This window comes from Lederbergia sp. NSJ-179 (assembly GCF_022867885.1).
GTDB lineage: Bacteria > Bacillota > Bacilli > Bacillales > Bacillaceae_C > Lederbergia.
In genome coordinates this window covers 12,744-39,363 of the sequence record NZ_JALIFP010000018.1, presented here as the reverse complement: position 1 = coordinate 39,363, position 26,620 = coordinate 12,744, and the positions used below count along the sequence as shown (strand labels likewise).

Annotated in this window: 24 protein-coding genes, 1 pseudogene and 1 riboswitch; of the genes and pseudogenes, 17 read left to right on the top strand and 8 right to left on the bottom strand. The window is 35.5% G+C overall.

Annotation, left to right across the window (positions count from 1 at the left end; genetic code table 11):
* Positions 1–48: 48 nt before the first annotated feature.
* Complete coding sequence (locus MUB24_RS13965) at positions 49–537, bottom strand: QueT transporter family protein (protein WP_244705092.1); 489 nt, start codon at positions 535–537, stop codon at positions 49–51.
* A gap of 8 nt (positions 538–545) precedes the next feature.
* Positions 546–590, bottom strand: a riboswitch (PreQ1 riboswitch).
* 116 nt (positions 591–706) lie between these two features.
* On the opposite strand from MUB24_RS13965, the gene MUB24_RS13960 reads away from it, so the two are divergent.
* The 10 genes from MUB24_RS13960 to MUB24_RS13915 all read left to right on the top strand — a co-directional run bounded on the left by MUB24_RS13960 (position 707) and on the right by MUB24_RS13915 (position 12,609).
* Positions 707–2,254, top strand: coding sequence for an ABC transporter ATP-binding protein (locus MUB24_RS13960; protein ID WP_244705090.1), 1,548 nt, complete (start codon positions 707–709; stop codon positions 2,252–2,254).
* Positions 2,220–2,495, top strand: a complete 276-nt coding sequence (locus tag MUB24_RS13955; RefSeq protein WP_396426762.1) for a P-loop NTPase family protein — start codon at positions 2,220–2,222, stop codon at positions 2,493–2,495. The genes MUB24_RS13960 and MUB24_RS13955 overlap by 35 nt, the downstream gene beginning before the upstream one ends.
* Complete coding sequence (locus MUB24_RS13950) at positions 2,496–4,223, top strand: ABC transporter ATP-binding protein (RefSeq protein ID WP_244705088.1); 1,728 nt, start codon at positions 2,496–2,498, stop codon at positions 4,221–4,223.
* Positions 4,224–4,543: 320 nt separating this feature from the next.
* Complete coding sequence (locus tag MUB24_RS13945) at positions 4,544–5,509, top strand: ADP-ribosylglycohydrolase family protein (RefSeq protein WP_244705086.1); 966 nt, start codon at positions 4,544–4,546, stop codon at positions 5,507–5,509.
* Between the two features lie 144 nt (positions 5,510–5,653).
* Positions 5,654–6,781, top strand: coding sequence for a phosphoenolpyruvate carboxykinase (ATP) (locus tag MUB24_RS13940; RefSeq protein WP_244705084.1), 1,128 nt, complete (start codon positions 5,654–5,656; stop codon positions 6,779–6,781).
* A gap of 195 nt (positions 6,782–6,976) precedes the next feature.
* The gene (locus MUB24_RS13935) at positions 6,977–7,777 is read left to right on the top strand and encodes a methyltransferase domain-containing protein (protein ID WP_244705083.1); all 801 of its coding nucleotides are present in this window, start codon (positions 6,977–6,979) and stop codon (positions 7,775–7,777) included.
* A gap of 609 nt (positions 7,778–8,386) precedes the next feature.
* Positions 8,387–9,127: a type I methionyl aminopeptidase gene (gene map / locus MUB24_RS13930; protein ID WP_244705080.1), complete on the top strand. Its 741-nt coding sequence runs from the start codon at positions 8,387–8,389 to the stop codon at positions 9,125–9,127.
* Between the two features lie 249 nt (positions 9,128–9,376).
* Positions 9,377–9,844 (top strand): GNAT family N-acetyltransferase, encoded by a 468-nt coding sequence (locus MUB24_RS13925; protein WP_244705078.1) that lies wholly within the window; start codon positions 9,377–9,379, stop codon positions 9,842–9,844.
* 393 nt (positions 9,845–10,237) lie between these two features.
* A complete protein-coding gene (locus MUB24_RS13920; RefSeq protein ID WP_244705076.1) occupies positions 10,238–11,017 on the top strand; it encodes an MBL fold metallo-hydrolase in 780 nt (259 codons plus the stop codon).
* Positions 11,018–11,544: 527 nt separating this feature from the next.
* A complete protein-coding gene (locus MUB24_RS13915) occupies positions 11,545–12,609 on the top strand; it encodes an undecaprenyldiphospho-muramoylpentapeptide beta-N-acetylglucosaminyltransferase (RefSeq protein WP_244705074.1) in 1,065 nt (354 codons plus the stop codon).
* A 48-nt stretch (positions 12,610–12,657) separates the two neighbouring features.
* On the opposite strand, the gene MUB24_RS13910 is transcribed toward MUB24_RS13915, so the two are convergent.
* The 3 genes from MUB24_RS13910 to MUB24_RS13900 form a co-directional block, all read right to left on the bottom strand.
* Positions 12,658–13,308 (bottom strand): endonuclease III domain-containing protein, encoded by a 651-nt coding sequence (locus MUB24_RS13910; RefSeq protein ID WP_244705072.1) that lies wholly within the window; start codon positions 13,306–13,308, stop codon positions 12,658–12,660.
* Positions 13,309–13,446: 138 nt separating this feature from the next.
* Positions 13,447–13,773: a type II toxin-antitoxin system PemK/MazF family toxin gene (locus MUB24_RS13905; RefSeq protein ID WP_244705070.1), complete on the bottom strand. Its 327-nt coding sequence runs from the start codon at positions 13,771–13,773 to the stop codon at positions 13,447–13,449.
* Entirely contained in the window at positions 13,774–14,049 is a 276-nt protein-coding gene (locus MUB24_RS13900) for an AbrB/MazE/SpoVT family DNA-binding domain-containing protein (RefSeq protein ID WP_244705068.1), read from the bottom strand.
* Positions 14,050–14,377: 328 nt separating this feature from the next.
* On the opposite strand from MUB24_RS13900, the gene MUB24_RS13895 reads away from it, so the two are divergent.
* Together MUB24_RS13895 and MUB24_RS13890 are read left to right on the top strand one after the other, a co-directional pair.
* Entirely contained in the window at positions 14,378–14,749 is a 372-nt protein-coding gene (locus MUB24_RS13895) for a GNAT family N-acetyltransferase (protein ID WP_396426763.1), read from the top strand.
* A 79-nt stretch (positions 14,750–14,828) separates the two neighbouring features.
* Positions 14,829–15,014: a DUF4083 domain-containing protein gene (locus tag MUB24_RS13890; RefSeq protein ID WP_244705064.1), complete on the top strand. Its 186-nt coding sequence runs from the start codon at positions 14,829–14,831 to the stop codon at positions 15,012–15,014.
* 134 nt (positions 15,015–15,148) lie between these two features.
* Here the strand turns inward: MUB24_RS13890 and MUB24_RS13885 are convergent, their stop codons facing one another.
* Together MUB24_RS13885 and MUB24_RS13880 are read right to left on the bottom strand one after the other, a co-directional pair.
* On the bottom strand, positions 15,149–15,544 hold the full coding sequence (locus tag MUB24_RS13885) for an ankyrin repeat domain-containing protein (protein ID WP_244705062.1): 396 nt from the start codon (positions 15,542–15,544) through the stop codon (positions 15,149–15,151).
* A 92-nt stretch (positions 15,545–15,636) separates the two neighbouring features.
* Complete coding sequence (locus tag MUB24_RS13880) at positions 15,637–16,518, bottom strand: ankyrin repeat domain-containing protein (RefSeq protein WP_244705060.1); 882 nt, start codon at positions 16,516–16,518, stop codon at positions 15,637–15,639.
* A 415-nt stretch (positions 16,519–16,933) separates the two neighbouring features.
* Here MUB24_RS13880 and MUB24_RS13875 point away from each other — a divergent pair.
* The 5 genes and pseudogenes from MUB24_RS13875 to MUB24_RS13855 all read left to right on the top strand — a co-directional run bounded on the left by MUB24_RS13875 (position 16,934) and on the right by MUB24_RS13855 (position 24,988).
* Positions 16,934–17,820 (top strand): annotated as a pseudogene (locus MUB24_RS13875) (serine/threonine-protein kinase).
* A 90-nt stretch (positions 17,821–17,910) separates the two neighbouring features.
* Entirely contained in the window at positions 17,911–18,786 is an 876-nt protein-coding gene (locus tag MUB24_RS13870) for a phosphotransferase enzyme family protein (protein ID WP_244705058.1), read from the top strand.
* Between the two features lie 217 nt (positions 18,787–19,003).
* Complete coding sequence (locus tag MUB24_RS13865; protein WP_244705057.1) at positions 19,004–20,701, top strand: M3 family oligoendopeptidase; 1,698 nt, start codon at positions 19,004–19,006, stop codon at positions 20,699–20,701.
* A 541-nt stretch (positions 20,702–21,242) separates the two neighbouring features.
* Positions 21,243–23,147 (top strand): endonuclease MutS2, encoded by a 1,905-nt coding sequence (locus tag MUB24_RS13860; RefSeq protein WP_244705055.1) that lies wholly within the window; start codon positions 21,243–21,245, stop codon positions 23,145–23,147.
* 185 nt (positions 23,148–23,332) lie between these two features.
* Positions 23,333–24,988, top strand: coding sequence for a metallophosphoesterase (locus MUB24_RS13855; RefSeq protein WP_244705053.1), 1,656 nt, complete (start codon positions 23,333–23,335; stop codon positions 24,986–24,988).
* A gap of 235 nt (positions 24,989–25,223) precedes the next feature.
* On the opposite strand, the gene MUB24_RS13850 is transcribed toward MUB24_RS13855, so the two are convergent.
* Positions 25,224–25,694 carry a hypothetical protein gene (locus tag MUB24_RS13850; protein WP_244705051.1) on the bottom strand — a complete coding sequence of 157 codons (471 nt, stop codon included), beginning with the start codon at positions 25,692–25,694 and terminating at the stop codon, positions 25,224–25,226.
* Positions 25,695–25,785: 91 nt separating this feature from the next.
* Entirely contained in the window at positions 25,786–26,535 is a 750-nt protein-coding gene (locus tag MUB24_RS13845; protein WP_244705049.1) for a YqjF family protein, read from the bottom strand.
* Positions 26,536–26,620: the final 85 nt, after the last annotated feature.

Sequence of the window (26,620 nt, the reverse complement as noted above, 5' to 3'; positions counted from 1 at the left end):
TATCAAACCATTTTGGATGAATAAAACCCCTTGAAAGGGGTTTTTGTATCAAGACACTAATTTATTAAAATTGATTCTTTTATTCAATGCCATAATAAGTGGCGCACCAATCATCATTACAATAAATTCACTCATTGCTACGCTAAGCCATGTAATCCAAAATGGGTAACCGAGAGCTAAATTCAGCTCAATGGCGATTAAAAACATTGTAAAAGAAAAAATGATTGTATTAAAAATCATTCTCATCCAAATGTTTTTAATAAAGTTGCTTGAAAATATTGTAATCGATAGTGCGATAATGGATTGACCCACACCAAAAAGAAGATCATATAATCCTAGATCTGTAAAAAACAGGTTTGCTAGAAATACACCGACCACAATGCCAAAGATGTATTTCTTATTAAAGACTACTAAATGGTTAAACATCTCAGATAAACGAAACTGGATGCTTGAAAAAGCAATTGGTTTAATCAAAAGAGTGACTACGATATATAGTGCAGCTAAAATACCGTTAATGACAAGTGTTTTTGTCTTCATATTTAATTCTCTCCTTAGTTTTTTTACGTGGGATGGTCCCGAACCACGTCTTACTATTGTTGAAAAAGTTCAACATGATCCATTATAGCGAATGTAGTGAAAATGTGAAGTTTTTTCGTTTGTTTTGGGTAGCTATGCGGGCAAAATATTTAGGTAAGGAGTGATAGATTTGGAAAAACCCCAGTTAAGTCTAAAAATGAAAATCCAACAAACGTCACTTAAATTTAAGTTATATTTTTGGGTTATTCGTTTTTTGAAAGATTATAAATGGCAACTGTTGGTTTTTATTGTATGTGAACTGCTTACAGCAGCGGTGATGTTACTGATTCCAAAGTCTATTAGTTACTTCATTGATGAAATCATACCAGGGGGAAATTTCAAACACTTTTCCCTGTTATTAATAGGAATAATATTTGCTTTAATTATTATGTTTGTCGCTAACGCAATTCGGACTGTAGTAGAACGGGTGATCAGTGAAAAGGGATCCCGTAATTTACAGTATCGAGTTTTCTACCATCTAAGGGATTTGGGATTTTCATATTTTGAATCACATGGAGTCGGCGAATCACTCTCCCTCTTAAATACAGAAGTCGCAGCTGTCCAAAGGATTTATAGGAGATATTTCCCTGGTATTATTAAGGAAATGATCGTAGTTATTGTTATAATAACCATGCTGACATTAACGAATTGGCAACTGACACTAACCATACTCCTATGTTTTTTTATTTATTATCTTGTTGGTCCTTATCTTGGGAAAAAGGCATATCAATTATCCAAAGAGAGGATGGAACGTGGAATTGAACTTAATCAGAAGATATATGAAAGCGTTTCTTCTATTCAAGAGTTAAGAGCGAATTCAGGTGAAAAGTGGGATTATGAACAATTAATGGATAAACAATCAAAATATAATGATAAAGATATATCAGCACGTATTTTTACGTCCCTGAGAGGGTCTGCTAGAAGAGTGAGCATCTATCTAGGGGCGTTGGTGATGTTTTTATATAGTTCTTTTTTAATTCATAACGGAAGTTTAACAGTAGGAGAGTTTGTGTTATTTTCCATCTTATATTACATGGTCGTTGACTCATTGACCACGGTTATTAAGTATATAACAGAGCAAAGCTTACTACTGGCCCAAGCGGAAAGATTGTATCGTTTATTTCAAGAGGAACCAAAAGTAGTAGATCCTAAGATTCCAATTCATCTTCCATTTATAAAAGGTAAATTAGTGTTTCATGATGTTTATTTTAGTTATGATAACCGTCATCGCTACGTCATCGATGGTGTGAGTTTTAAAATTGAACCAGGTGAGAAGGTTGCTTTAGTTGGTCATAGTGGTAGTGGGAAAACTTCATTATTTAAATTGATTTGTCGATTCTATGACCCTAATAGTGGGGAGATATTCTTGGATGATGTTCCTATACATCGGCTTACGATGGCGCAGATAAGAAACTCCATTGGATATGTATTCCAGGAGACCTATCTTTTCGGCACTACGGTCAAGGAAAACATTCGTTTTGGCTATCCAGATGCCACCGATTCAGACATTATAAATGTTGCCAAGGAGGCCAACGCGGATGAATTTATTATGAAATTACCCAATGGATATGACACTATCCTTGGGGAAAGAGGACTTAACTTATCGGGGGGGGCAAAAACAAAGAATCGCGATTGCACGGGCGATGATAAAAAGGCCATCGATTATTTTGTTAGATGAAGCAACTTCAGCGTTAGACAACGTTAGTGAGGGCAAGGTACAGGTAGCATTACAAAACCTCCTTAAAAATAAAACAACAATCACAATAGCGCACCGATTATCGACAATAGAACACTATGATAAAATTATCGTCATGGAACAGGGGAAAATAGTGGAAGCGGGGACCTACAAAGAGTTATTACATAATAAACGGAATTTTCACCAACTCGTTTATGGAAGCAATGTGCAGGAGGGAATGTAGATGGGGAGCTTAAGATGGTTATTAAGGTATATGCGATTAATCAAATTTGGTTTTTTCCTTCTGTTCATTATAGTTGCTTTAGAAACCATTTGTCATCTTTCTATTTTTGGCATTCAAAAATTTATAATCGATGGCGTGTTTTTGAAAGGCAAATACGACGAACTTCCATATATTTTAATGTATTTTGGAATCTTAATATTAGTATATACAACCATGTTTACGCTTGGGCCTTATTTAATGTTTCGATTGCAAGCCAAATTAAACTTACATATAACTGGCGATTTAATGCAATATATGTATAAGATTCCTATCCTTGAATTTCAAAAAGAACGGATTGCTAAGTTCACCCATTATTTTACAGATGATGCCCGAAAAATTTCAGAGATGATTTCTAGAGAGATTCCAAGGGGATTTCAACAAATATGTAGTGTCATTATACTAGTGGCTGTCATTAGTTACACTAGTCCAATTATTTCACTTTTTATTGTAATATTTAGTTCTGTCTATATTTTTCTTGGGCAATATTTTAGTTCAAAGTTAAAACAGGCACGTATGGATGTACAAGAAAGAAAATCCGATTTAATGATTCGTATTGAGGAAGGGATTGCTTCCACCCGTGAGGTCGTAGCATTCCATAGAACGGAATGGGAAAAGAAACTCTACAATCATTTATTTCAAAAATATTTTGATCGCGTTATGCTTGAAGGAAAGATGATAAATAAGCAAATGTTTGTAAGTGAACCGTTAAAGTGGGGAATCAATCTCTTTGTTTTAGCTTACGGCGGTTATCTCGTGATGGTTGGCGACATGTCCTTAGGAGTATTTGTTGTCATTTATCAATTCACTTCTCAGCTAATGAATGCCTTTCATTCCTTATTTTCCTTTTGTATGAATATTTCAGGTGAAATAGCATACATTGACCGAATCAAACACGTATTAGAGGGAGATCGAATAACAAGTGGCAATTTGCCCATGGATAAAAGTATAAATAGTATTACGTTTGAAACTGTTTCTTTCTCCTATTATGGGGAACAAAAAGATGTCCTAATAGATTTGTCTTTTCAAATTCCAATGAAAAAAAAGATAGCCATTGTGGGCCTAAGTGGGAGTGGTAAATCAACTATCGCTCAGTTATTGATGCGCTTTTTTGATCCAGAAGACGGCGAGATTAGAGTAAATAGCCATCCTTTAAAAGACATTAATCGAGACCAGTGGATGAAAAAAATAGGCATCGTCTTTCAAGAACCTTATATATTCTCTGGAACTATCAGAGATAATGTTACATTAGGTGCGAAAGGGTCTACAGATTCTGATTTGATACAGGCATGTAAACTTGCAAAAGCTCATGAATTTATAATTCAGTTACCCCAGGGTTATGATACTTCCATTAGTGAGCGCGGAATAACATTATCAGGCGGTCAAAGACAACGCATTGCATTAGCAAGGGCTATCTATAAAAATCCCGATATTTTAATTTTAGATGAGGCAACATCAGCACTAGATCTAGAGACAGAAAGAATGGTACAAAAAAACTTGGACGAGTATCGCAAAGAAAAGACAACGCTTGTTATAGCCCATCGCATTTCCACAGTTCAAGATGCAGACTTAATTATGGTAATTGATCAAGGACGCCTTGCAGAAGAAGGAACTCATAATGAACTAATGAGTAAAAATTCACTATACAAAAAAATATGCCTAACACGAATAGGTAGTGAGGAAAGTGCATAAAACCATAATAAATTATCTACTAGGGAAATCAGACCCTGAATTATGGTCGAGGAAAATGTACTGACTGATATTCTTGGAGCCAATCGGGTTGGGAAGAAAGCGATATGGGTTAATCTGAACAAAATGAACGGACAGAAGTAATTCCAACCTTTGAAATTCAAAAGTTAGGGGAACTACATTGCTTTTTAGAAGCAGAATGTACATGTCCTAAATACGGATGAAAAAGAACTAATTATAGCATTTTGGAAGGTATTGTAAAATGGTAGGAATAATGTTTGACTATATATAAAGTTAAAAAATTTATAGGGGTGGTTGATAAAATGGAAGAAACATTACTTCGAACCATTGGTTGTTTTAAAGGTGTGGCAACAGGTGATGCGATCGGTAAACAAACAGAGTCTCTAAATTTCGAGGAAATCAAACAGTGGTTTCCAGAAGGAGTTACGGGCCTACATGGTGAATCAGGAAGTGTCATGCCCCGTTATGAGGGTAGACATTACTTGTGGAGATTTGGAGAGACAACCGATGACACTGAGCAGACAACTTCCATTGCTAGAGTAATAGCGAACGACGGAAAAATCACGCATACTTCTGTAGGACAAGAATTAATGCTCTGCAAAAAATCAAACCGTCCTACATTACTTCTGGGGAAATTCCAACAAATTGGTGATCCCAAAAGAGTAGCATTTGAAGGTGATGGATGTGGAGCAGCAATGCGTTCAGCACCCATTGGTGTGCTTTACTCCACTCAAAGATTAAATGACCTCGTGTCAAGTGTTTTTGAAGCAAGTATTCCTACACATGGAGGAAGAATTGCAATTTGCGGTGCGAGTGCAATAGCAGCTGCAGTTTCTGCGGCCATTGACGAAAAGCAACCTTATGAAATACTACAACATTCTATATTGGCAGCTAAGACTGCTGAAAAATATCGTCCCGCATCTTCTGATGAAAGTGTAGCTGACCTGATTTTACGTGTATATGAAGATCTATTGAGCCAGGAATCTTTATCTTTAGAATTTATAAAAGATAAGTACATGCCATGGAAAACACCAAATATCATCGCATTAGCTATAAATTTCGCTATTCTTACCCAATCAGCAGAAAAAACAACTTTACTAGCAGCAAATCTTGGGGGAGATACCGACTCGGTAGCTTCAATGGGATCTGCAATTGCTGGAGCAATGTCCCCTCAAACTGTAAATGAAGAATGGTATCAAGCAGTTAAAGAGGTCAATGGTAATGAGCTTCTTGAATTAGCCCCAAGGATAGCCTCACTTCGGCGATAATCTTCTTAGTTTTGTGAACGAGTTTTAGAATCAGTTGGGTAGTTCTTCTTTTTTTTGATAATGTTAAACCGGGATGCAGGTAGCACCCTTCTCTTCAGCTAATGGGTGTGATGCTTCAACAAAGGGAAAGGGAGGGTTATAAAGTTGACAAATTCCACTGAGTTGATAGACAAAAAAATAGAATCAGAAAAAGGGGAGTATTTATTATCAATTGAAAATATTAATGTCGAGTTTAGCTTTTTTAAATTAGAAACATATTTAAAAAAGTCTTTGGAGCCTTTCTTTTCTATCCGTAATGAAGTTTACAATGGTAAGAATGCTTTAACGATAAAATGTTTTATTGATGAAAAAGTGGAGAATTATGCGGATGTGTTTAATAATAGTGAACAATTTGTTCATTTCTCACCCAGTATTCATGAAAACTTCTATAAAAAGAAATGTATTAAAGGGAATAATATCTATTATAGGGCCCTTGACACATCAACTGTGATTGTTGAAAATGTTCCTATAAATACAATAAATATAATAGCAACATCCAGCAATTTGTGCAAAGAGGTAAAAAGAATATTGAGAGATCAAATTTTATATGGGCAGTTGGAGAAGGAAGGAGCAATTCCTGTTCATGCTGCCTCAGTTAAAAGGGACAATAAAGGAATTATCATTCTTGGAGATAAAGGATATGGAAAGACTTCTACCAGTCTATCTTTACTAAATGGGGATGACACATCTTTTATTTGTAATGATTTATCCTTTTTAAAATTTGTTAATGGTATAGCAAAAGTCAAAGGAACCCCAGAATCACCGAGAATCGGTATTGGTACATTATTTCAACATGCGCAGCTGAGAGATTATATTCCCTCAGCATATAAGCAGTTTGAAAAAGATGATCCTAAACTATGGGAAATTGACTCAAAAGTGGAAATTGAATGGGATGAATTAGCGGAAATATATGGAGCACGGCTTTTGAATGGATGGAATAAAGTAGACATTGCTTTGTTTCCGCATATTAGTAAAGACTATAAAGAAATAGAAATAAAAAAGTTTTCGAAGAATGAGTTTAAAACAAAATTACTTGAAAATGTATTGAGCCCATATATGTTTAATATGGAACCATGGTTAGCATGCATGAAAACGTATAAAGGTAATGCCAAGTATAATATACAAATGATGATAGAAAAATTAAGTGAAACAATAATTGGATATCAGGTTAATTATTCGGGGAATATTACAACATTCAATGGGAAGGTAGATGCTTTAATTGGAATAGAATAAAAATTATATTGAATAATAAGTATCACTCCGTTAGGAAAGAACGACATGAAAGCATATTTAGCGCTTATAGAATGTGGGTTTGCGAGTTATGGTTGATCAAACTTTATTCCAAAGCTAGTAAATCCACATTTTCCTAACGGGTACATTCATGTAAAAATATGTGCTTTTCTTATAGTTTACGAGGGGGAGATGTATTTGAATAACTTTCATGAAAATAATCGAATGAAATGGAATATTGCCGCCGAAAGATGGAACAGTCGTGACATCAGTGGAGGATGGAAAAACTGCCATCGCGACCCAACCATTGCATTTCATGAATGTGAACTTGAATTTATTTCTAGCTTTGTAGGGGATCTTACTGGAAAACGTGTATGTGTATTAGGAAGTGGCGATAATTACACCACATTTGCTTTAGCTGGAATGGGAGCAGAAGTTACATCAGTTGATATATCAGAAAAACAACTTGAAATTGCGGCGAATCGAGCAAAAGAACTTGATTTAAAGAATATTACTTTTGTAAGAGCTGATGTTTCAGCTTTGCCGCTTGAATCAGAGTCTTACGATTTTGCATGTTCCAGTGGAGTGGTTGCTATATGGATCTCAAACCTAGATAAGTATTACGGTGAAGCCAATAGAATTCTTAAGCAAGGAAGTTATTTTATGATAAGCGAGACTCACCCAATCAGACGGATTCTAAAACAAGAACAGAATGATCGCTTGTCAGTAGAATATCATTATTTCAATAACGGTCCTCATAAATATGAATACAGCTTGACAGATGGAAAAGGGATTGGTGTAGCTGATGAAGCAGTCGTCCAAGGAAATATTCAGTATGAATTTACTTGGCGTATCAGTGATTATGTGAACTCAATGATTAATGTCGGATTTCAAGTTCAATCTCTGCAAGAAACAAAAAGTGATCACATCGACCAATGGAAGGAGAAAGGAATGGAAGCTTTGCCTCAGGCTTTAGTCCTCATTTCAAAGAAACTATGATTTGTATAATGTTACATCATCGAGGAATAAAAAGACCATTAATCTCCGACGATTAGAAAATACAGCGAATCTCACCTATTCACATAAATTTACCGTGGGTGTCGAATATGATATCTTGGATGATATGATGAATTTCATTCCAGCTTGTAGACGTTTTGCTACTTTATATGGCTATGTTCGTATATTAAGATCGTAGAAGAAAAGTGGAAAAATGAACCTCAGTGGTTAATAAGTTTAAGAGAGAATTTTGCAAAGGGTATGAAGGCTGAATCTTCTTGTTTTGAATTGGAAATTTAATTTTAGCTGCTTACGATGATGTAAATTTTTATCCCTTTAAAGCGAACGATGGTAAAGAAGAATATGCTGGAGACAGAGGTTATAATCGTAGAGAGCATTTAAAAGCCATTTATACTTCTAGGAAAGCTCTTTACTCATCAAAAAGTCGATGATGCCATTATAAATTCAATGATAGCATTTAGGAATTGAGAATGGTGTTCTTCTGATTGCCTATTCTTTCATTGAACCTTTTGTTGAAAAAAGCCATTTCGTTTATACTAGAATTTAAATGGAATACTGAACATAAAATACTTTAAGAAGTGTGGGTATACGATGATTGCAAAAACTGAAGAGGATTTTAACGGATTAAAAGAAATTGGTAAAATTTGTGGAGCGATTCGAGATGAATTAGTCCATTGTACCAAACCTGGAATTACTACAAAAGAACTCGATGAAATGGCGAGAGAGATGTTTGAAAAAGCAGGAGCTCAATCTGCCCCAAAAGGAGAATACGATTTTCCTGGATATACGTGCATTAGCGTAAATGAAGAAGTGGCGCACGGGATTCCAAGGAAACGGACTATTCAAGAAGGGGATATTGTAAATATTGATGTTTCAGGTTCAAAAAACGGATATTTCGCAGATACCGGAATTTCCTTTGTAGTAGGGAAAGGGGAGAGAACCTTACAGAAAATATGCGACGTAGCTAAAGAAGCATTCGACGCTGGTCTTAAGAAGGCAAAACCAGGTTCGAAAAAAAGTGGGCTCGGAAAGGCTGCACACAATGTAGCAAAACAACATGGCTTAACAGTTATAAAAAATCTTACTGGACACGGTATTGGGCGCTCAATTCATGAAGCACCAGAACATATTTTCAATTACTACTCTCACTGGGATGACGAAATTTTAAAAGATGGTATGGTCATTGCCTTTGAACCTTTTATCTCTACATTTGAAGAGGAAGTTTTCCAATCCGAAGATGGATGGACCTTCTTAACTGACAAAGGCTTTGTGGCTCAATACGAACATACGATTATTCTTACCAAGGAAGGACCGATTATTACTACATTGTAAGAGCACTCATACCATAATAGGGAACGATTATTGCAACACAAGTAGAAAAGTTCATTCATAGCACATTAGAAGCAAGATACCTCGCGGATTAACAAATCGAGGTGCTAGCAACATATCCATATTGGAATATATTGGAAATTTACATTAGGATAGAAAAAGAGCCACGCCAATGATCCTACCATGATAAGTGGTATTAACTTATCAAAATCAAACAGTTCAGCAAAAAGAATTTAATGGGAGGTAAGGATGGTGGAATTCAGAAAAATTACTTGGGATAATTTTATTGAGTGTATAGAGTTGCAGGTCACAGAAGAACAGAAAAGATTTATGTCCTCCAATCAACATGCCCTTGCAGAGGCTTACATCGCTTTAGATGAAGGTCAGGACATCATAACTTTTGCAGTTTATAAAGATGGAATCATGGTCGGTTTTATTTCCATGTATTACGACGATGGTGATGGTAATTACGAGCATAGCAGTTATGGTGTTTTTAAGATGATGATTGATAAATGCTATCAGGGTAAAGGCTATGGCAAAGAGGCCATGATAAAAGCGATTGATTTTTCAAGGAGTTTTCCTCATGGAAAGGCTAGAGTTGTTGAACTTACATATAAACCTGAAAATGTGATTGCGAAAAACTTATATACATCTCTAGGGTTTGTTGAAACGGGAAGTGTATTGGCTTGTGGTGAAGTGCATGCCGAACTCAAATTGTAAGCCAAATTAAGAAGTTTATAATAAACTTAAAAAATACTACCCTAGCGTTTTAATCTTATTTTTTTTAAAAATCCGTTATGTTTGGCGGCCATGATGATCAAGTAGTGTATCTATTTTTAAGTTTATAAACACGAACAGACTTCTACTATTACTCTGGTATAATGAACGGAATTTTACTCTAGTTCCATTATTTTATAATGTCATTGTTTCTTGAAGTTATGGTCTTTAAACTTGGTTATTTTATATAAAATTACCGGTGGTTACATGGAAGAACTACATTTTCCGAGCTATGAGAAATATATCGCATTTTATTAAGTTTACAGTGAGATTAATGATAATAGTAAAAAGGGATTTGTAGTAATAAAAGCTTCTAATTTCAAAGGGGGAAATGACATGGATAATATACTCACATTTTATGGAACAAGCGATGCTCAAGGTGTACCGAGATTATTATGTAACTGCCCCGTATGTAATTCGGAGAAGTCATATAATCATCGAACCCGTCCAAGTTGTGAATTTAATATAGATGATAAGAAGTTTTTGATTGACATTTCTCCTGATTTCAAGTGCCAATTTCAATTATATAATAATAGTAACATTCCCTCGACTGTGTTAATCACTCATGCACATAATGATCATATCGCAGGTTTAGGAGATTTCGCTGATTTGTGCTTTTGGAACAATAAAAACGTACAAATTGTAAGTCCTCCTAATATTATAAATAAGCTAAAGGAGCGTTTTCCTTATTTACTCAATAGAAAAGGATTAACTTTTGTAGGTACAACTAAATGGATTAGTGGTGACAATAAAATTTCTTTTCATAAAGTAAACCATGGGCATAACGGTTACTCCTATGGGATTCTAGTTCATAGAGAAAACGGTAACCGTTGGGCATATTTGTCTGATTCTTTTGATGTCTCAGAGGATCAATGGCTTCCATTCTATAATCTAGATTCACTTATATTTGGAACTTCTTTTTGGAAAGAAGATCAGCCAGCATATAAAAGATCTGTCTATGATGTAAGTGAAGCATTAGGTATCAAAAAAAAGTTAGGACCCAAAAAAATGATATTAACACACTTATCCCATGACATTGATATACATAAACATGGGAAGGAGTTACCGGACGATATAATGTTTGCATTTGACGGTTTGAAAATTACACTCAACTAAATTAATTATCAAAACACCTCAAATTATAGGTTGAGGTGTTTTTCAAAAACTACTACATATTTGGGAAATATTTGGGAAACTAGACCCAGCATCATTATGGTCGGGGGATAATGTCTCGGGGCTAATCGAGTTGGGATGAAATAGATCACGCTTCAGGATATAGAAAACACACAGCCATTGAACCAATTATAATACATGAAATAATAGAGTGTATTAGGGAAATCCATGGCGACGCCTGCCTTTCCATTGAATCCGAAGATCAATTGTATAGTAACAAGCCTGTTCTATTACGAAGACGAGTGACGAAGATGGTGTTGCATATATTTTAGAGAAATTAATCTGATCGCCCTTGAAGAATGGTGAGGTGAAAATACGAATTTTTATGATCTTAGGGTGGATGCGTGACATGCTTTCCTAAAAGAGTTGTACGAAATGCACGAACCCATTAGGAATGTATTATAACGAGTTAAAAAATGGAAATAAGGAACAGCTAGTGTTTTTTACTCAGGACTGAAAGAGGAGACTTTATGGGAAAAAAGAAAATAGTTTTTACTGGTGGAGGTTCAGCAGGACATGTGACACCTAATTTGGCGATAATCAAGGAATTAGATAAAGAATGGGAGATATTTTATATTGGTTCTAAAAATGGGATTGAAAAAGAATTAGTCCAAAAAATAAACATTCCTTACTATGAAATCAACAGCGGAAAATTGAGGAGGTATTTTGATTTTCAAAATATGACGGATGTATTTAGAGTCATGAAAGGATGTATGGAAGCAAGGTCAATTTTAAAAAAACTAAAGCCTAATTTAGTTTTCTCTAAAGGCGGTTTTGTTTCTGTTCCCGTTATTATAGCCGCTAAAACCCTTAGAATTCCCGTGTTTATTCATGAAAGTGATATGACACCCGGGCTAGCCAATAAAATCTCACAAAGATTTGCTACGAAAATATTTACCTCTTTTGAGGAAGCAAAGAAATTTTTCCCCGAACATAAGACGACCGTTATTGGTTCACCAATTAGAAAAGAAATTCTGAGCGGTTCGGCTGCTCGTGGGAGAGCTTTTCTTGGATTTCATTCTCCACTTCCTATTTTAACGATAATGGGTGGGAGCTTGGGGGCTAAAAAAATCAATGAAATTATCAGAACGTCTTTACCTGAGCTGACATCGAAATACCAGATTGTTCATCTATGTGGAAAAGGAAATAAAGATGACCAATACTCAAATGTCTCAGGATATCGCCAATATGAGTATGTACATGATGAACTATCGGATATTTTAGCTGCTTCTGATATCGTCATTACGAGAGGTGGATCAAACGCCATATTTAAATTTTTGGCTTTGAACATCCCGATGCTCATCATTCCTTTAGGATTAGATCAAAGCAGGGGAGACCAAATCCTCAACGCAAAGGCCTTCCAGGAAAAAGGCTATTGCCTTATGTTGGAGGAAGAAAAACTAGATCGTGAGACATTGGTGGATCATCTAGACTCAATCTATAAAAACAAGGAAAAATTCGAAAAGAATATGAAATCAACGCAAAAAAGTTCTGCCTTGCAAATACTTGTGAAAGAGATTGAAGACTGGAACTAACACTTCCTATGGCAAAAGAGCAAACATCATGGTGTCGCAAGCAAAATTTTATACAAAGGATGTTAAATGAAAATCACAAAGATCATTCAATGGACATTCAACACATAGTGGTTTCGTTTTGCAATGTATTTTTCCATGTTCAACAAGAAGGGCATGGTATTCTTGTAATAGTATTAGATCAGCTGGTAATTCATTCTCAACTTGTTTTCTAAAAAAATCATAGGAAGCTGGTACATCATTTCCAATCCGTGTAAATATCCTTCTTGCATAAGCATCAACGACAAATATCGGTTTATGAAATGCATATAGTAACATGACGTCTGCCGTTTCTCGGCCAATGCCATGGATGTTTAATAATTCACCACGTAATGTCTTTTTATCTATTTTTTTAATTTTCTCTATATCATATTCATACGTATTAAACCATTGTATAAACGCTTTGATTCGCTTAGCCTTTATATTGAAAAAAACACTAGATTTGATCAGTTGAGCAAGTTCAGCTTCAGGCAAACGCTCAATCGTTTTAGGATCTAAAAAAGGCTTTAATTGTACGAGAGCTTTTTCAACATTACGCCAACTTGTATTTTGCACAAGAATCGCACCAATCAGCATCTCAAACGGGGTTTCAGCAGGCCACCAATTTTGCGGGCCGTAATGTTGATATAAGCGTTCATAAATAAATGTGTATTCCTGCTGCATATTGTGACCTCCATTGTTTTGCTATTAAGAAAGATTGAATGGAGAAGTGAATCTATTGGCTCCATTTCATAGTTGGGAATTCTTGTGCCTGACTGAAATTTTTTGAAAAATCCACGTTTGAAACGTGGATTTTTCTTCTCATAAAAAAGTTCTTATTTTTTTAAAACATCTTTCAACAATAATTTCTGGGGCCTTTTCCGCGATTTCAAAATCTCTTGACCGATAATCGATACTTCGCAATTGATCGGTGAGAATAACTCCTTGAATACTAACATCCTCTGGGAGTTCTACCTCAAAGGGATAGCCTTTTACTTTTGAAGTTATCGGACAAACGATTGCAAATTTAGTTTTTTCGTTAAATTCATATGGCGATAATACAATACCAGGTCTTTGGCCAGCTTGCTCATGCCCGGATTGTGGGCTGAAATTCATAAAAACTAAATCGCCTTTTTCTGGTATATTCATTTACCAAATCTCAGCCCCTTCTGGTTTCCCCCAGTCAACTGGTTCGTGGCGATTTTCTTCTGTGATTTGTGATAGAAGGTCATCTAACGATATTTCTTTTTCAAGTGGCTTTAAAACAATTCCATCTTTTGTTTCTTTGATTTCTATTTCTGAGCCATTGACAACACCGAATTTCTTTGCTATTTTTTGAGGGATACGTACACCAATACTGTTTCCCCACTTTTGAGCTGTTGTCGTCATCCTAAACACCTCGTCTTTACTATTATTTAATTCCATTATAACATCTCCTAATTTTAATGTATATCCATAATATATACATTATGGTAAAAAAAGATACATAATCATTTTCTGAATCTTTTAATGGTGGCGAATGCCTGAAAATCCTTTGTAGCATAGTTACTTGGTTTTGGTGAACCGGAAGATTGGTAAATGCTATCCCAATTTATAAAAAGTTAGCACACCCACACTAAATAAAATGAATAGATCATTTCTCCATCGAGAATGGGTATGCAACAGTTTTGTTAAAGTTCAGGGATATCATCTCATTAGTAAGAAGGAAACAGAAGTCACTGAAGCGAAGTATATATAGTATTCAAATGAGAGGATTGGTTTCAATGGTTACTTTCAATATTATGCACAACAAAAAGCCTATGAAGATATTCTGTTGGCGAAAACCGAAAATGGAGATATTGTCGGATCGGTATTGCTATTTGGCAAAGGAAAGGCAGGGGACAACTTCAAATGGAAAAACATTTTAAGTGGTCAAGTGGGTGGATTTGGTGCACTAGGTGTCAAAGAAGATTTTAGAGAGACTGGAATTGGAATGGCCATTGCCTTAAAAGCAACAGAAACTTTGAGACAGAGAGGTTTTGAATATAGCTATTTGGGATGGACTTGGTTAACAGATTGGTACGGTAAAATAGGGTATCAAGTATGGCGAAGTTACCGAATGAGTTGGAAAAAGTATAAATCGTGAGTGTTATTTGGCAGACAACAAGAAAAGAAAAGCTAAACAAAATCTTAGAATATGAAAAATGGAAAGTAGGTAATGCGACATGGCTAGTTTAGATATAATATTTTTGTGCATTTTTATTGGTTTAATTGCCTTATTCGTCGTTTCTTTTATGCTTTTTATACGAAGATTAATAATCAATTCTTCCGAAAAAGGTAATCAATCCGTTGAAATTGAGAAAAAGCTTGATAAAATCATAGAATTACTTGAGAAGGAAAAAAACTTTTAAAAAACTTAGCAATTCCCGAAAAAACATCCCCGTATGTAGTATGTAATAAAGCTGATTAAAAACTGCGAGTAGTTCTAATCAGCTTTATAAGTTTAGTATATGGATATTCAAGGTGCAATAAATTTGTTAGAATACTATTTCGAAATCAGAGATTCAAGATAATCCAAAACAGGCTTTGCTTCATTACCACCGGCTTTTGCATGTACGATAAGAGGGATGGTATGCGGTCCTTTAGAATGTACCAACTCAGGGTTGTCGCTTAGAATGGCTTTGACAATGTCGAGTTTCCCTAGCATTGCTGCGGAAAATAAGTCAATTCTGGCACCGCGTTCTATTAAGAAAACTGCAATATCTCTTCTCCCCATATGAGCTGCGGCGCCAAGACCTGTTTCCCAATCCCCATTGCCCCAGTCCCAGCTAGCATTAATTAAGCCAGGTTCTTGTTCTAGTAATTCTTTAACCTTTTCGAAATCTCCATGAGCATTAGACACAAAATCTTTTACTAATACAGGTTTTAATGAATTTGACAATGGAAAAACTCCTTTCATTAAATACAGGATTTATCTTAATTGGCTTGCTCTAATCTCTCCAGCTCCTTTGTCATACTGGAATTTTCATATCATCACTTCATTGATTTATAGTGCATTATCATTTCAGCCAGTTCATCATTTCCTATTTGCCTGGCGTAATAAGCAGGCGTTTGATCGTTATCATTGCAAATTTCTTTATCTGCACCATGGTCAAGGAGAATCTTGATCATTGACATCCGGTTGAAATACACAGCAACGTGTAAAGGAGTAAACCCTGATCGAATGTTTCCTCTACACTTTGCGTTAGCATTGGCACCATTATCAAGAAGCATTTTCACAATTTTTTCATGATTTGCAGCGATCGCGGCATGTAATGCCGTGTTGCTAACTTTACCGTCCTTGCCAAAAAGATTTACGTCTGCTCCAGTTTTAAGAAGATATTCAACAGTTTTCTCGTTTCCAAAGTAAGATGAAAGACCTAACAGGGTATATCCGTCTTTGTTGTGACTATTTAATAACTCTGGAGAATGTCTTAATATTTCCTTTACTCGATCCGTAGCTCCAACCGCCGAAGCTTCGTATATATCCAGTTCTGCGCCTCGTTCAAGGAGCAATTCCTTGATCTCATTTGCATGGAAGTAGGCAGACATAAGTACTGCAGTTTCTCCTTCTATGTTTTTTGCATTTACAAGGTTAGCATCTTGATTTAAAATTTGTTTTACTTTATCAAGATTCTTAGCTTTAACTGCATCAACCATTTCATCTTTAAGACTTTTGACATTTTCAGCGAGATTTTTTGCCCGTATTAACAGATTTTCAGAAGATTGAATACCAATTGAAATAAATTGAGATGCTGCCTCTGAACGACTTTGGGATAAACCAGAATTAACTAATAAATCAACAGCCATTAAAGAGGACTCATCTAATCTGACTGAAATTACTACGTTACGAGGGTTCTTTTTTTTCTTATTCATTATTTCCTCCCTTCAATCATATCGTAATACTGTAATTGTTATTACATTAATACGATACCATAAAAATTTATGTAAATCTATTACAATCAACCTGCAACATGTTTTAATTTGCAGAAGTTTCAATTTTAAGTTTGTAACGAAACTTTTTATTGATTATTTTCATATAAAGTTTGGCATTAGATGTGAATGTTTCGCTAACGGCCGAAGAGCTGAAGAAAAATAGCAGATGGCAAAATACATGAATGGACAAAAAGTAAAGTTATATATGAGAAAAAAATGGTATAATTTTCTTTAATTGAAATGGAAGGAGGCGTTGTATTATGAAAAAAACGATCATTCTTTTGGGGTTGAATTTCAATTGAAAGGGTAACGTATCATTCCCCTATAAACTACGATCCCGTTATAGAAGGAGCGAATGGTGGGAAATGTAGAACAACAGAATGTATTTAAGATAGAAATTGACATGTTCAGTTTTCACTTACAAGCGGATCATAATTTTTGTTGGCTAAAAAATTACGGGGATGTTTTTTGTGTATTCGATGAGCAGGATTCAGGGAATATCAGCTTTGGATTAGAAAGAGATAGTAAAAAGTTTTTTGTAAAATATGCAGGCGCAAAACCAATGGGTTTTTTGGGTGACCAGAAAGATGCAATCGAACGTTTGGTAAATGCTGTCCCAGTTTATAAAAAGTTAGCGCACCCACACTTAATAAAATTAATAGATCATTTCTCCATCGAGAATGGGTATGCAGCAGTATTTGAATGGTTTCAAGGGGAATGTTTACATTCCCACTGGTCTTTTGCTGGAAAGGAGAAGTATACTAACCCGGAGTCACCCTTTTACCGTTTTAAGAATCTTGAAATTGAAAAGCGGTTAATGGCACTTGATACAATTTTTTCTTTTCACGTTTTTGTAGAAGCACAAGGATTTGTTGCTGTTGATTTTTATGACGGAAGTATTTTATACGACTTTAAAACGAATGAAACAAAAATCTGTGATATCGACTTTTATCGTCAATCGCCTTCTATAAATGATGTAGGTGAACAATTTTGGGGTGCTGCAAGATCGAAGCTCCAGAGGAGTTTATTTTAGGCAAACCGATTGATTCAAAAACCAATGTATTTACAATGGGTTCAATTGCATTTGGGTTATTAGGTGGCGAAATGAATCATTCATTTTCAAAGTGGGAAGTCGACCGGAAATTATATGAAGTAGCAATGAAAGCTACCGAAAAAGACCGAGATAAACGTTACCCCACCATTTTAGAATTTTATGAGGCCTGGAAGGCAGCTTTAAAATAATAAATGCCAATATATAAAAATTTGGACAAATCGCTGATTTAATAAACAGTGCTAAAGTTATTATAGTGGAATAAAAATAGGAGAATATAAATGAATTGTTTTATTGAAGAATTATGGGGATTAAAAAATGTTACTGCAATTCGTGATATAAAAGCCAAAGGCAACAGAATTGTTAAGATAATCAATTCAGAAGAAGGTAGGTTCGTTTTAAAAGCATTTGACCCGTCATTAAGTGAACAACAAATAAAGCATTATACTAGTGTTTTGTCTTACTTGGGAGCGAATGAACATAGGGTTTCGCCTAATATCTTGAAGACTATTGATGGAAAGTTATATAAGAGGCACAACTCTAGGTATATGTATATGATGGAGTATGTCTATGGAGATCATCTGCAAGAAAATAGCGAAGATGAATATGCTCTGGGTCAGTTATCTTCATTACTCCACAAAATACATGATTTCCCCATTAAATCAGGTTTAAATGTGGAAGAGCGAATTGAAAACATGTATAGAAGGTTTCATAACTATCCTTTTAAAAAAGAATATGATCAAATAATAAAATCTCTGCCTAATTTCAATTCGTTACGTCAATCGTTCATCCATTCTGATATTGGACCTCATAATGCTATAAGGACTTATGAAGGTAATGTAGTTTTTATTGATTTAGATGACGCTGGGAATGGATCAACTTTTATAGACATCGGATATCCATTAATTACTCAATTCATTAGATATAAGGATAGTGGAGAACTTGCTTTTAACGTTGAGAATGCACGGGCTTTTTATAAAGGATATTTTTCTAGAATGGAAATGAGTATCAAAGAAAAGGAATATATTTTTGATGGAGCAGTATTTATGCAGCTTATGTACATGCCAAGTTATGGAGAAAATGCAGTGGAAGCTATGTGGAAAATATTAAAGTATTCTTTGGATAATCAAGATAAAATACTTTCTGTATTATTTTAGGGAAAATCCATTAATAAGATGTGTGGAACTATTATAAAAGGAAGCCTGGGAGCCATTTCAGCTTTTATAGCAAGAGCAATGATAAGCGCTTAGGTTGCAAAACAAGGCAACCAAAAAGGTTCTAAAAATTTCACCTTTTCACTCCATTCCTGTTATAATTAAATTATATTTTTTACAATCATGTAGGTACATTTGGAGATTAAAAGGGGAGAAAATGTTGGAGAAATTTCAGGATTTTAAATACGTAAGACCAAAGTTAAGCAAAGAAAAGGAGAAATTTACTGAATTACTTGCAGCTTTTGAAGAAGCAAGCAATTTTGCAGAGGCAACAAAAGCAATCGATGCGATCAATATCCTGCGTAATCGGTTGTCTACCATGAATAATTTAGTTTACATTCGCTCATCCATTGATACAAATGATACATTTTATAAAGCAGAAAAAGACTTTTTTGATGAAAAGCTGCCGGAAATGGAAGAAATGGATACCCAATTTTATCAACTGCTTGTTAAATCAGCTTATCGACAAGAGTTAGAAGAAGAATATGGCACACAGCTTTTTCAGATTGCTGATAAAGCGATTAAATCTTTTGCTCCAGAAGTAATGGAACTAATGCAAAAGGAAAATAAATTAACTACAGAGTACAGCAACCTTATAGCAGCTGCTGAAATTGAATTCCAAGGTAATACATATACACTTGCACAACTAGCACCTTTCAAACAAGATAAAAATCGGAATACTCGGAAGCAAGCAGTTGATAAAACATTCGGCTACTATGCGGATAATAGTGAGAAATTTGATCGTATTTATGATGAGTTAGTTAAAATACGTCATGAAATAGCGACAACATTAGGCTATACAAATTTTGTTGAGCTAGGCTATTTACGAATGCAGCGGATTGATTATAATGCTGAGATGGTGGATGTATTCCGTAAACAGGTTAGAGACGTTATCGTCCCATTAGCTACGAAACTTTATGAAAGACAAGCCAAGCGTATTGAAGTAGATACATTCATGTTCTACGATGAGGACTTTAAATTTAAAACTGGAAACGCTACACCAAAAGGTTCTTCTGAATGGATTGTCGAAAATGGTAAGAAAATGTATGCTGAGCTTTCAAAGGAAACAAACGAATTCTTTCGTATGATGCTAGACCGTGAATTAATGGATCTCGAAGCGAAAAAAGGCAAAGAAGGTGGCGGCTACTGTACATTTATCGAAGATTATCAAGTACCTTTTATTTTCTCTAATTTTAATGGTACATCAGATGATATTGATGTACTGACACATGAAGCTGGTCATGCATTCCAGTCATATTCCAGCAGAACACTCGGTGTACCTGAATATGTCTTTCCAACAAGTGAATCAGCGGAAATCCATTCCATGAGCATGGAATTTTTTACATGGCCATGGATGGAGTTATTTTTCGAAGAAGACGCTGACAAATATAAATTTTCACATTTAGTTAGTGCTATTCAGTTTATTCCGTATGGTGTTGCGGTCGACGAATTCCAGCATCTTGTCTATGAAAATCCAAATTGGACTCCTGAAGAAAGAAAATCCGCATGGAGAGAAATAGAAAAGGTTTATTTACCACATCGTAACTATGATGATAATGCTTATCTTGAGCAAGGTGGCTTATGGCAAAGACAAGCACATATTTATGAAGCACCATTCTATTATATTGACTATACACTTGCCCAAATCTGTGCCCTGCAGTTCTGGAAAAAGAACCAGGAAAATCATCAAGTAGCATGGCAAGATTATTTAAATCTTTGCAAATTAGGCGGTTCGAAGCCATTTTTAGAGCTGGTGGCAGCAGCTAACATTCGCTCTCCGTTTGAAGAAGGAACGGTTGAAGCTACCATTGATATTATTGAGAAATGGCTTAATCAAGTAGATGATACAAAACTGTAAAAGATTTAAAACCAGATCAAATATTTGCAGATCTGGTTTTTCTGTGCGCCTCGCAGTCACAAATTCTAAGCGGATAAACCATTTTCAGCCTCGTATATAATTATATAAAAGCTGGACATGCTTGGGTATTCTTTACATTTCCCCTATCACAAAGTATAATAAAAACTGTAAAGTCGATTTCAATGAGCAAATCAATCATATAATAAGGGGTGCATTTTGTGAGTGCGGTAGTTACTGAATAGGAAGACGTATTATAAGGAAATAAGGAAGTTATAATAACAGGGGATTTTAGTGCGTTATACACCCCTTAGTTTGTTATGGACTTATTTCCACCTATGAAGATACCTACCATACTTTACAAACAAGCGCATCCATTCATAAATAAAACGATCATTATTGACGGTTTTATTTATGTACTTTTCTTTTGACTTGTAACGTAAGCTGCGGTATCTGCCGTGGCTTTTTTTATTTAAAAAAACTCATTGGAATCCAGCTAGGTGTCTTCATTGCTGATGAAATATCACATGGAGGAGAATGAAAGATGAATGAAAATACTTTTGAAAAATTACAATACAATGAGCTAAAAGAAATTGTAAAATCGTATTGTGTGAGCGGACTTGGAAAACAATTAATGGATACATTAACTCCAAGTTCTAATCTAAAAGTAGTAAAACATCGATTAACTGAAACCACTGAAGCCCGCGCCATTCTGGATGCAGGAGGAAACGTGCCATTCATCGGGGTTTCCAATATTGAACATATCATCGACAAATTAGATAAAGGCATCATTTTAGATCCTGAGGAGCTTTTCCGTTTTTCCGATTTTTTAAGGGGCTGCCGGAGGATTAAAACTTTCATGTGCAACAAAGAAATGTTGGCACCGACATTAGCGGCGTATGCTAATTCCATGACAGAATTCGCGGGGATAGAAGAGGAAATTAATTTTTCCATTAAAAACAATCAAGTTGACTCGGCCGCCAGCAAAGAACTCAAACGTGTTCGTTTTCAAATTCAATCCACTGAACAAAAAATCAAAGAACGATTGCATAAATTCTTAAACAGCAGTACAAATAAAAAATATATTCAGGAATTCGTTATTAGTATAAAAGATGATCGTTATACGATACCAATAAAAGCCTCATACAAAAATCAAGTACATGGTAGCGTTATTGAAATATCTTCTAAAGGTTCAACAGTCTTTATGGAACCGAATGTGGTAGGAAAATTAAGTGTTGAATTAGCGACATTAAAATCCGAAGAAGATATGTTGGAATATCAAATACTCGCTACTTTAACTGGGCTAGTGGCGGAGAATCTCCAACCGATTAAAATCAATATCGAGCTTATATCCCAATACGATATGATTTTTGCTAAAGCGAAATATAGCAGAACTATAAATGGGATTGAGCCAAATATTAATGAACATGGGAATATCAAATTAGTTGATTGCAAACATCCATTATTATCAGGTCATGTTGTTCCGCTTCAATTCCAGATCGGAAGTAATTATCGCAGCTTGATCATAACGGGTCCTAATGCTGGAGGAAAAACCATTGTGCTGAAAACAATTGGTCTTGTCACTTTGGCAACGATGTCTGGGTTTCATATTACAGCTTCGAAAGAAACCGAAATCGCCATATTTGACCGTATTTTTGTGGATATTGGCGACAATCAGAGTTTAGAAAATGCGCTTAGTACGTTCTCTTCTCACATGAAGAACTTATCGGAAATCCTGCAATCTGTAAACAATAATACACTGCTACTATTTGATGAGATTGGTAGTGGAACAGAACCTAATGAAGGGGCCGCGTTAGCCATTTCTCTTTTGGAAGAATTTTATCTTAAAGGATGTATAACCGCTGCGACGACGCATTATGGAGAAATTAAACGCTTTTCCGAATTGCATAATGACTTTATGAACGCGGCCATGCAATTTAATCATGAAACACTTGAACCATTATATAAACTGCTCATCGGCCAATCCGGAGACAGTAACGCCTTATGGATCTCTAGAAAAATGAATGTACCGGAACATGTTCTAAAAAGAGCAGAGGACTATATGAAAAATAAAGAATATCGCTTGGAACGAATAAATGAAAGTAGAGTTCGAAAGCCAAAACCAGTTGTTGAAAAAGTAGAAACTCATATCGATTATCAAAAAGGAGATCGTGTAAAACTGCTAGACCACGACGACATCGGGATTGTATACAAGGAAAAAGATGATGATCATAACGTTACTGTGTTTTATCAAAATCAATTTATTGAAGTCAATGAGAAACGATTGGCTTTGGAGTTAAAAGCAGTAGAATTATATCCAGAAGATTATGATTTAGACACTTTATTCATTGATTATAAAACCCGCAAACAAAATCGTGATATTGAACGAGGCTCAAAAAAAGCGCTTCGTGAAGTGAATAAGGAAATACGAAGAAATAAGCAAAAATAAGTAATGAGAAAAATCCTCACCTTTGTTTAAGGTTGAGGATTTTTTCACCAAATGACAAAGAGGACCTAATGATTAGAATTCCCCCACCTTCATGTATTCTTAACTATTCTTTACTCTCAATTCATAAACAATAAATATTATTCCATTATACTGATAAAGAATAAGAATATAGGAGGAGAATTTACTTGAAATTCAAAACTAGTATATTATTAAGTTCGGTTTTAGCTCTGTCTATCGGTGCAGCCCAGCCTATTTTTGCGGCAGAGATCCCGCCGTCGGTCATTACTTCCACCGTCACGGAGAACCCTAATAACAGCATGACACTCGCCTGGGAAACACATGATCAGGAGGTTACAAAGGCTGTTGCTCAAATCGTTGAGAAATCAGATCCTAAAGGGTTCAAATCTAAGAACAAATTAGTTTTCTCAAGTAGTGATATTACCTTCAGAAATGGACGTGCCTATAGCAAAGTTACTGCTAGCTCTCTTAAAGAAAATACTAAATACCTATACCGCGTAGGGGATGGTTCAGAAAAGGGATGGAGTGAGCAGGGCCAGTTTAAGACTGCCAGCACGGAAGACGGTTTTTCCTTTCTTTATATCTCAGATACCCAATTTAATACTGCATCAGGTGATGGGAAGAAAACAGAACAGATGTTAAAGAATGCGACAAAACAATTAAAGGATAAAGTTGATTTCACTTATCTAGCGGGAGATTTTACAGACACAGCAAATAATCCAGATCAATGGGATACTTTCTTTGATGTTTCCCATAATCTTTACCAGGATACATTTATGGTCCCTGTCATTGGTAACCATGATAGTGCCAGCGGACTTTACTTAGACCATTATTTTCCTTCGCCAGAGAGCGGAAAGCAAAATACAGATCTTGAGCTTCCCTATGTTTATTCATTCGATTATGGCCCTGCCCATTTTGCATCATTAAATACAGAAAATATAACTGATGAAGAGATCGATCAGCAAATTAAATGGTTGCGAGAGGATATGCAGGCTAGTGACAAGCAATGGAAAATCGTCTTATTCCATAAAGGGATTTATTCTGGGGCAAGCCACATTACCGACTCAGATATTATGAAACTTCGCATTGCGCTTTCACCGGTATTGGATGAATTAAAAATTGATGTTGTCCTCTCCGGTCATGATCATGTATACAGCCGCGGTTTTGTAAATGGTGATGGTACGAAGGAAAATGCTGAACTCGTTCATCCAGCCGACCCTTTCACTGTTTTTTCACCTGATGCACCGTTATATTATACAATCGCTTCAGGCGGCTTAAAATTTTATAATCCTAAAAATTACTCTGTCGCAACTGGTGATCCGCTTATTCCTAATTATGATTTCCTTGATGTTAAAAATACAAATGTAGAAGATGGAGCCTCACCAGAGGGAAATAAGATGACATATAGTGAAGTCACGGTTACGGATGAGAAAATAACTTTTAACACATCCTATACAACTACGAAGTCAAATGAAAACAAACATCTAGAAACTTTCTCTATTGTTAAGGAAAAGCAATATGAAAACTGGTCTGCAGACAAAGTATATGTTGCAGGGGATCGTGTTAACTATAAAGGTAAGACGTATGAGGCAAAATGGTGGACCCGCGGTGAAAAACCTTCTGATTCCGGCGAATGGGATGTTTGGAAGGAAATGAAGCATGAAGACCCTCATCATATCTCAGAATGGCAATCCTCAAAAGTATATGTTGCAGGGGATAAAGTATATGATAACGGTGTTCTTTACGAAGCAAAGTGGTGGACTCGTGGAGAAAAACCTTCTGAATCTGGCAAGTGGGACGTTTGGAAAAAACTAGACGAATAGTTATTCCCGGCATACTTCTTTCATGGAAGTATGCTTTTCTATTCTTAAGAAATTGCGGGTGATTCGTGACACCGGAAGTTCTCATTTAGAATCACCTAGCGACTAGCAAACTTGCGGGGCCAGCTTGCTTACACCAACACCGATTCGTTCTTCGGGTTCCCTCAGCTCCGTCAGGCCCCTAAAAGTTTTTACATCGCAAAACAGGTGCATACGTTTTGTACCTACTTAATTAAAACTATCTGCTTTTCCTAATCGCTTTTTCTACAAGGGACTGAAAGACATAGATGAAAACGGCTAAGGATACATTGATAAAATACCAAGCAGTATGTGTCATCTTTTTAAATTTGACAATTCCAAATTTATTCCCAATGTAAGGCATAGGATATGCGTTAATTAAATCTAATACCATATTTGTGATTAAGTACTTGCGGAAATTCCCATACGTTAATCTAAATATCCATAGTGTTGCGACAAAATAAGGACCTAAAATATACGTAAAATCGATTGGCCCTGGAGATATAGGGTTATTCGTTTTCCACCATTTCTTCTTGTTACAAATGAGACTAAATACACTTAAAAATAAATTGATAAAACTTGCAACAGGTAAAAACCTAAAAAAATTCCTTCTCCCCATAAAAGGGACAGTTAACCAGGGTAAAATAAATGTGGCGAGCGAAAATGCAATTTTCTTATTAAACTTAACCATTAAGCTCAAGTTCCTCCTTAATAAATAATATAATTTTCAATACTCTCGAAATGAATAAACGTTGAAAAAAACGAAATTCCCTTTTCTATCCTTACTTGATCTGTATTTTTTTTATATTCCACATGAGCGCATCTACACCTGTTGAGAAATGAGCGATCGGTTTTACTTCAGAAAGGTCAAATTGATAAGGTGTAAAAAGGGTGTTCCTATCTACTTGTATTTCTGCTTGTTGCAGCGGCCAAGGACGATGGTGGATTTCACCACAATAGAGGTTGACTCCATTATTCGAACTATATAAACAATAGCGCTCAGTGAGCCAATGATCCAGCGTCCCTTCTTTTGGATAATAAACTTCTGATACAGGAACGTATTGGCCCTTAAATGATACAGGAGTATTATCGTTTCCTTTACGAATACTATGGCAATGAAAGGTTTGACCTTCTTTTCGAAAAGAAATTTTCGCCGAATGATAGGGTAGATGATACCAGTTCTTTGCTATCTTTAAGGATGCCCAATTCTCAACATCAATGGACATAAAATAAATACCGGGTTTTCCATTGCATGTAACATATGTCCTTACATTGATTTCTGGAAATTTAGGTGTAAGGGAAATATTTGATATTCCAAGTGGATAAATCCCCTCTAAAACAAATAAAATGATGCCTAGCCATGCGGATCCATTAAAGGTGTCAATTTGTAAGGAAGAAGGAATATGTGGACGTAATTTTTCAAGTGGAACAGGCCAATGCAAAAACAATAGATTTCTCCAAGTTTGTCGCATAATCCACTTTTTCGAAGGGACAGGAAAAGGACGATGATCGATATTATTTAATAAGTTCATATAAATGACCTCCTTCTTACAAGAAAATAAGCACCAAAAGTCAAGAAAATAAGTATAAAGCAATGGGATCAACTACATTAAATAT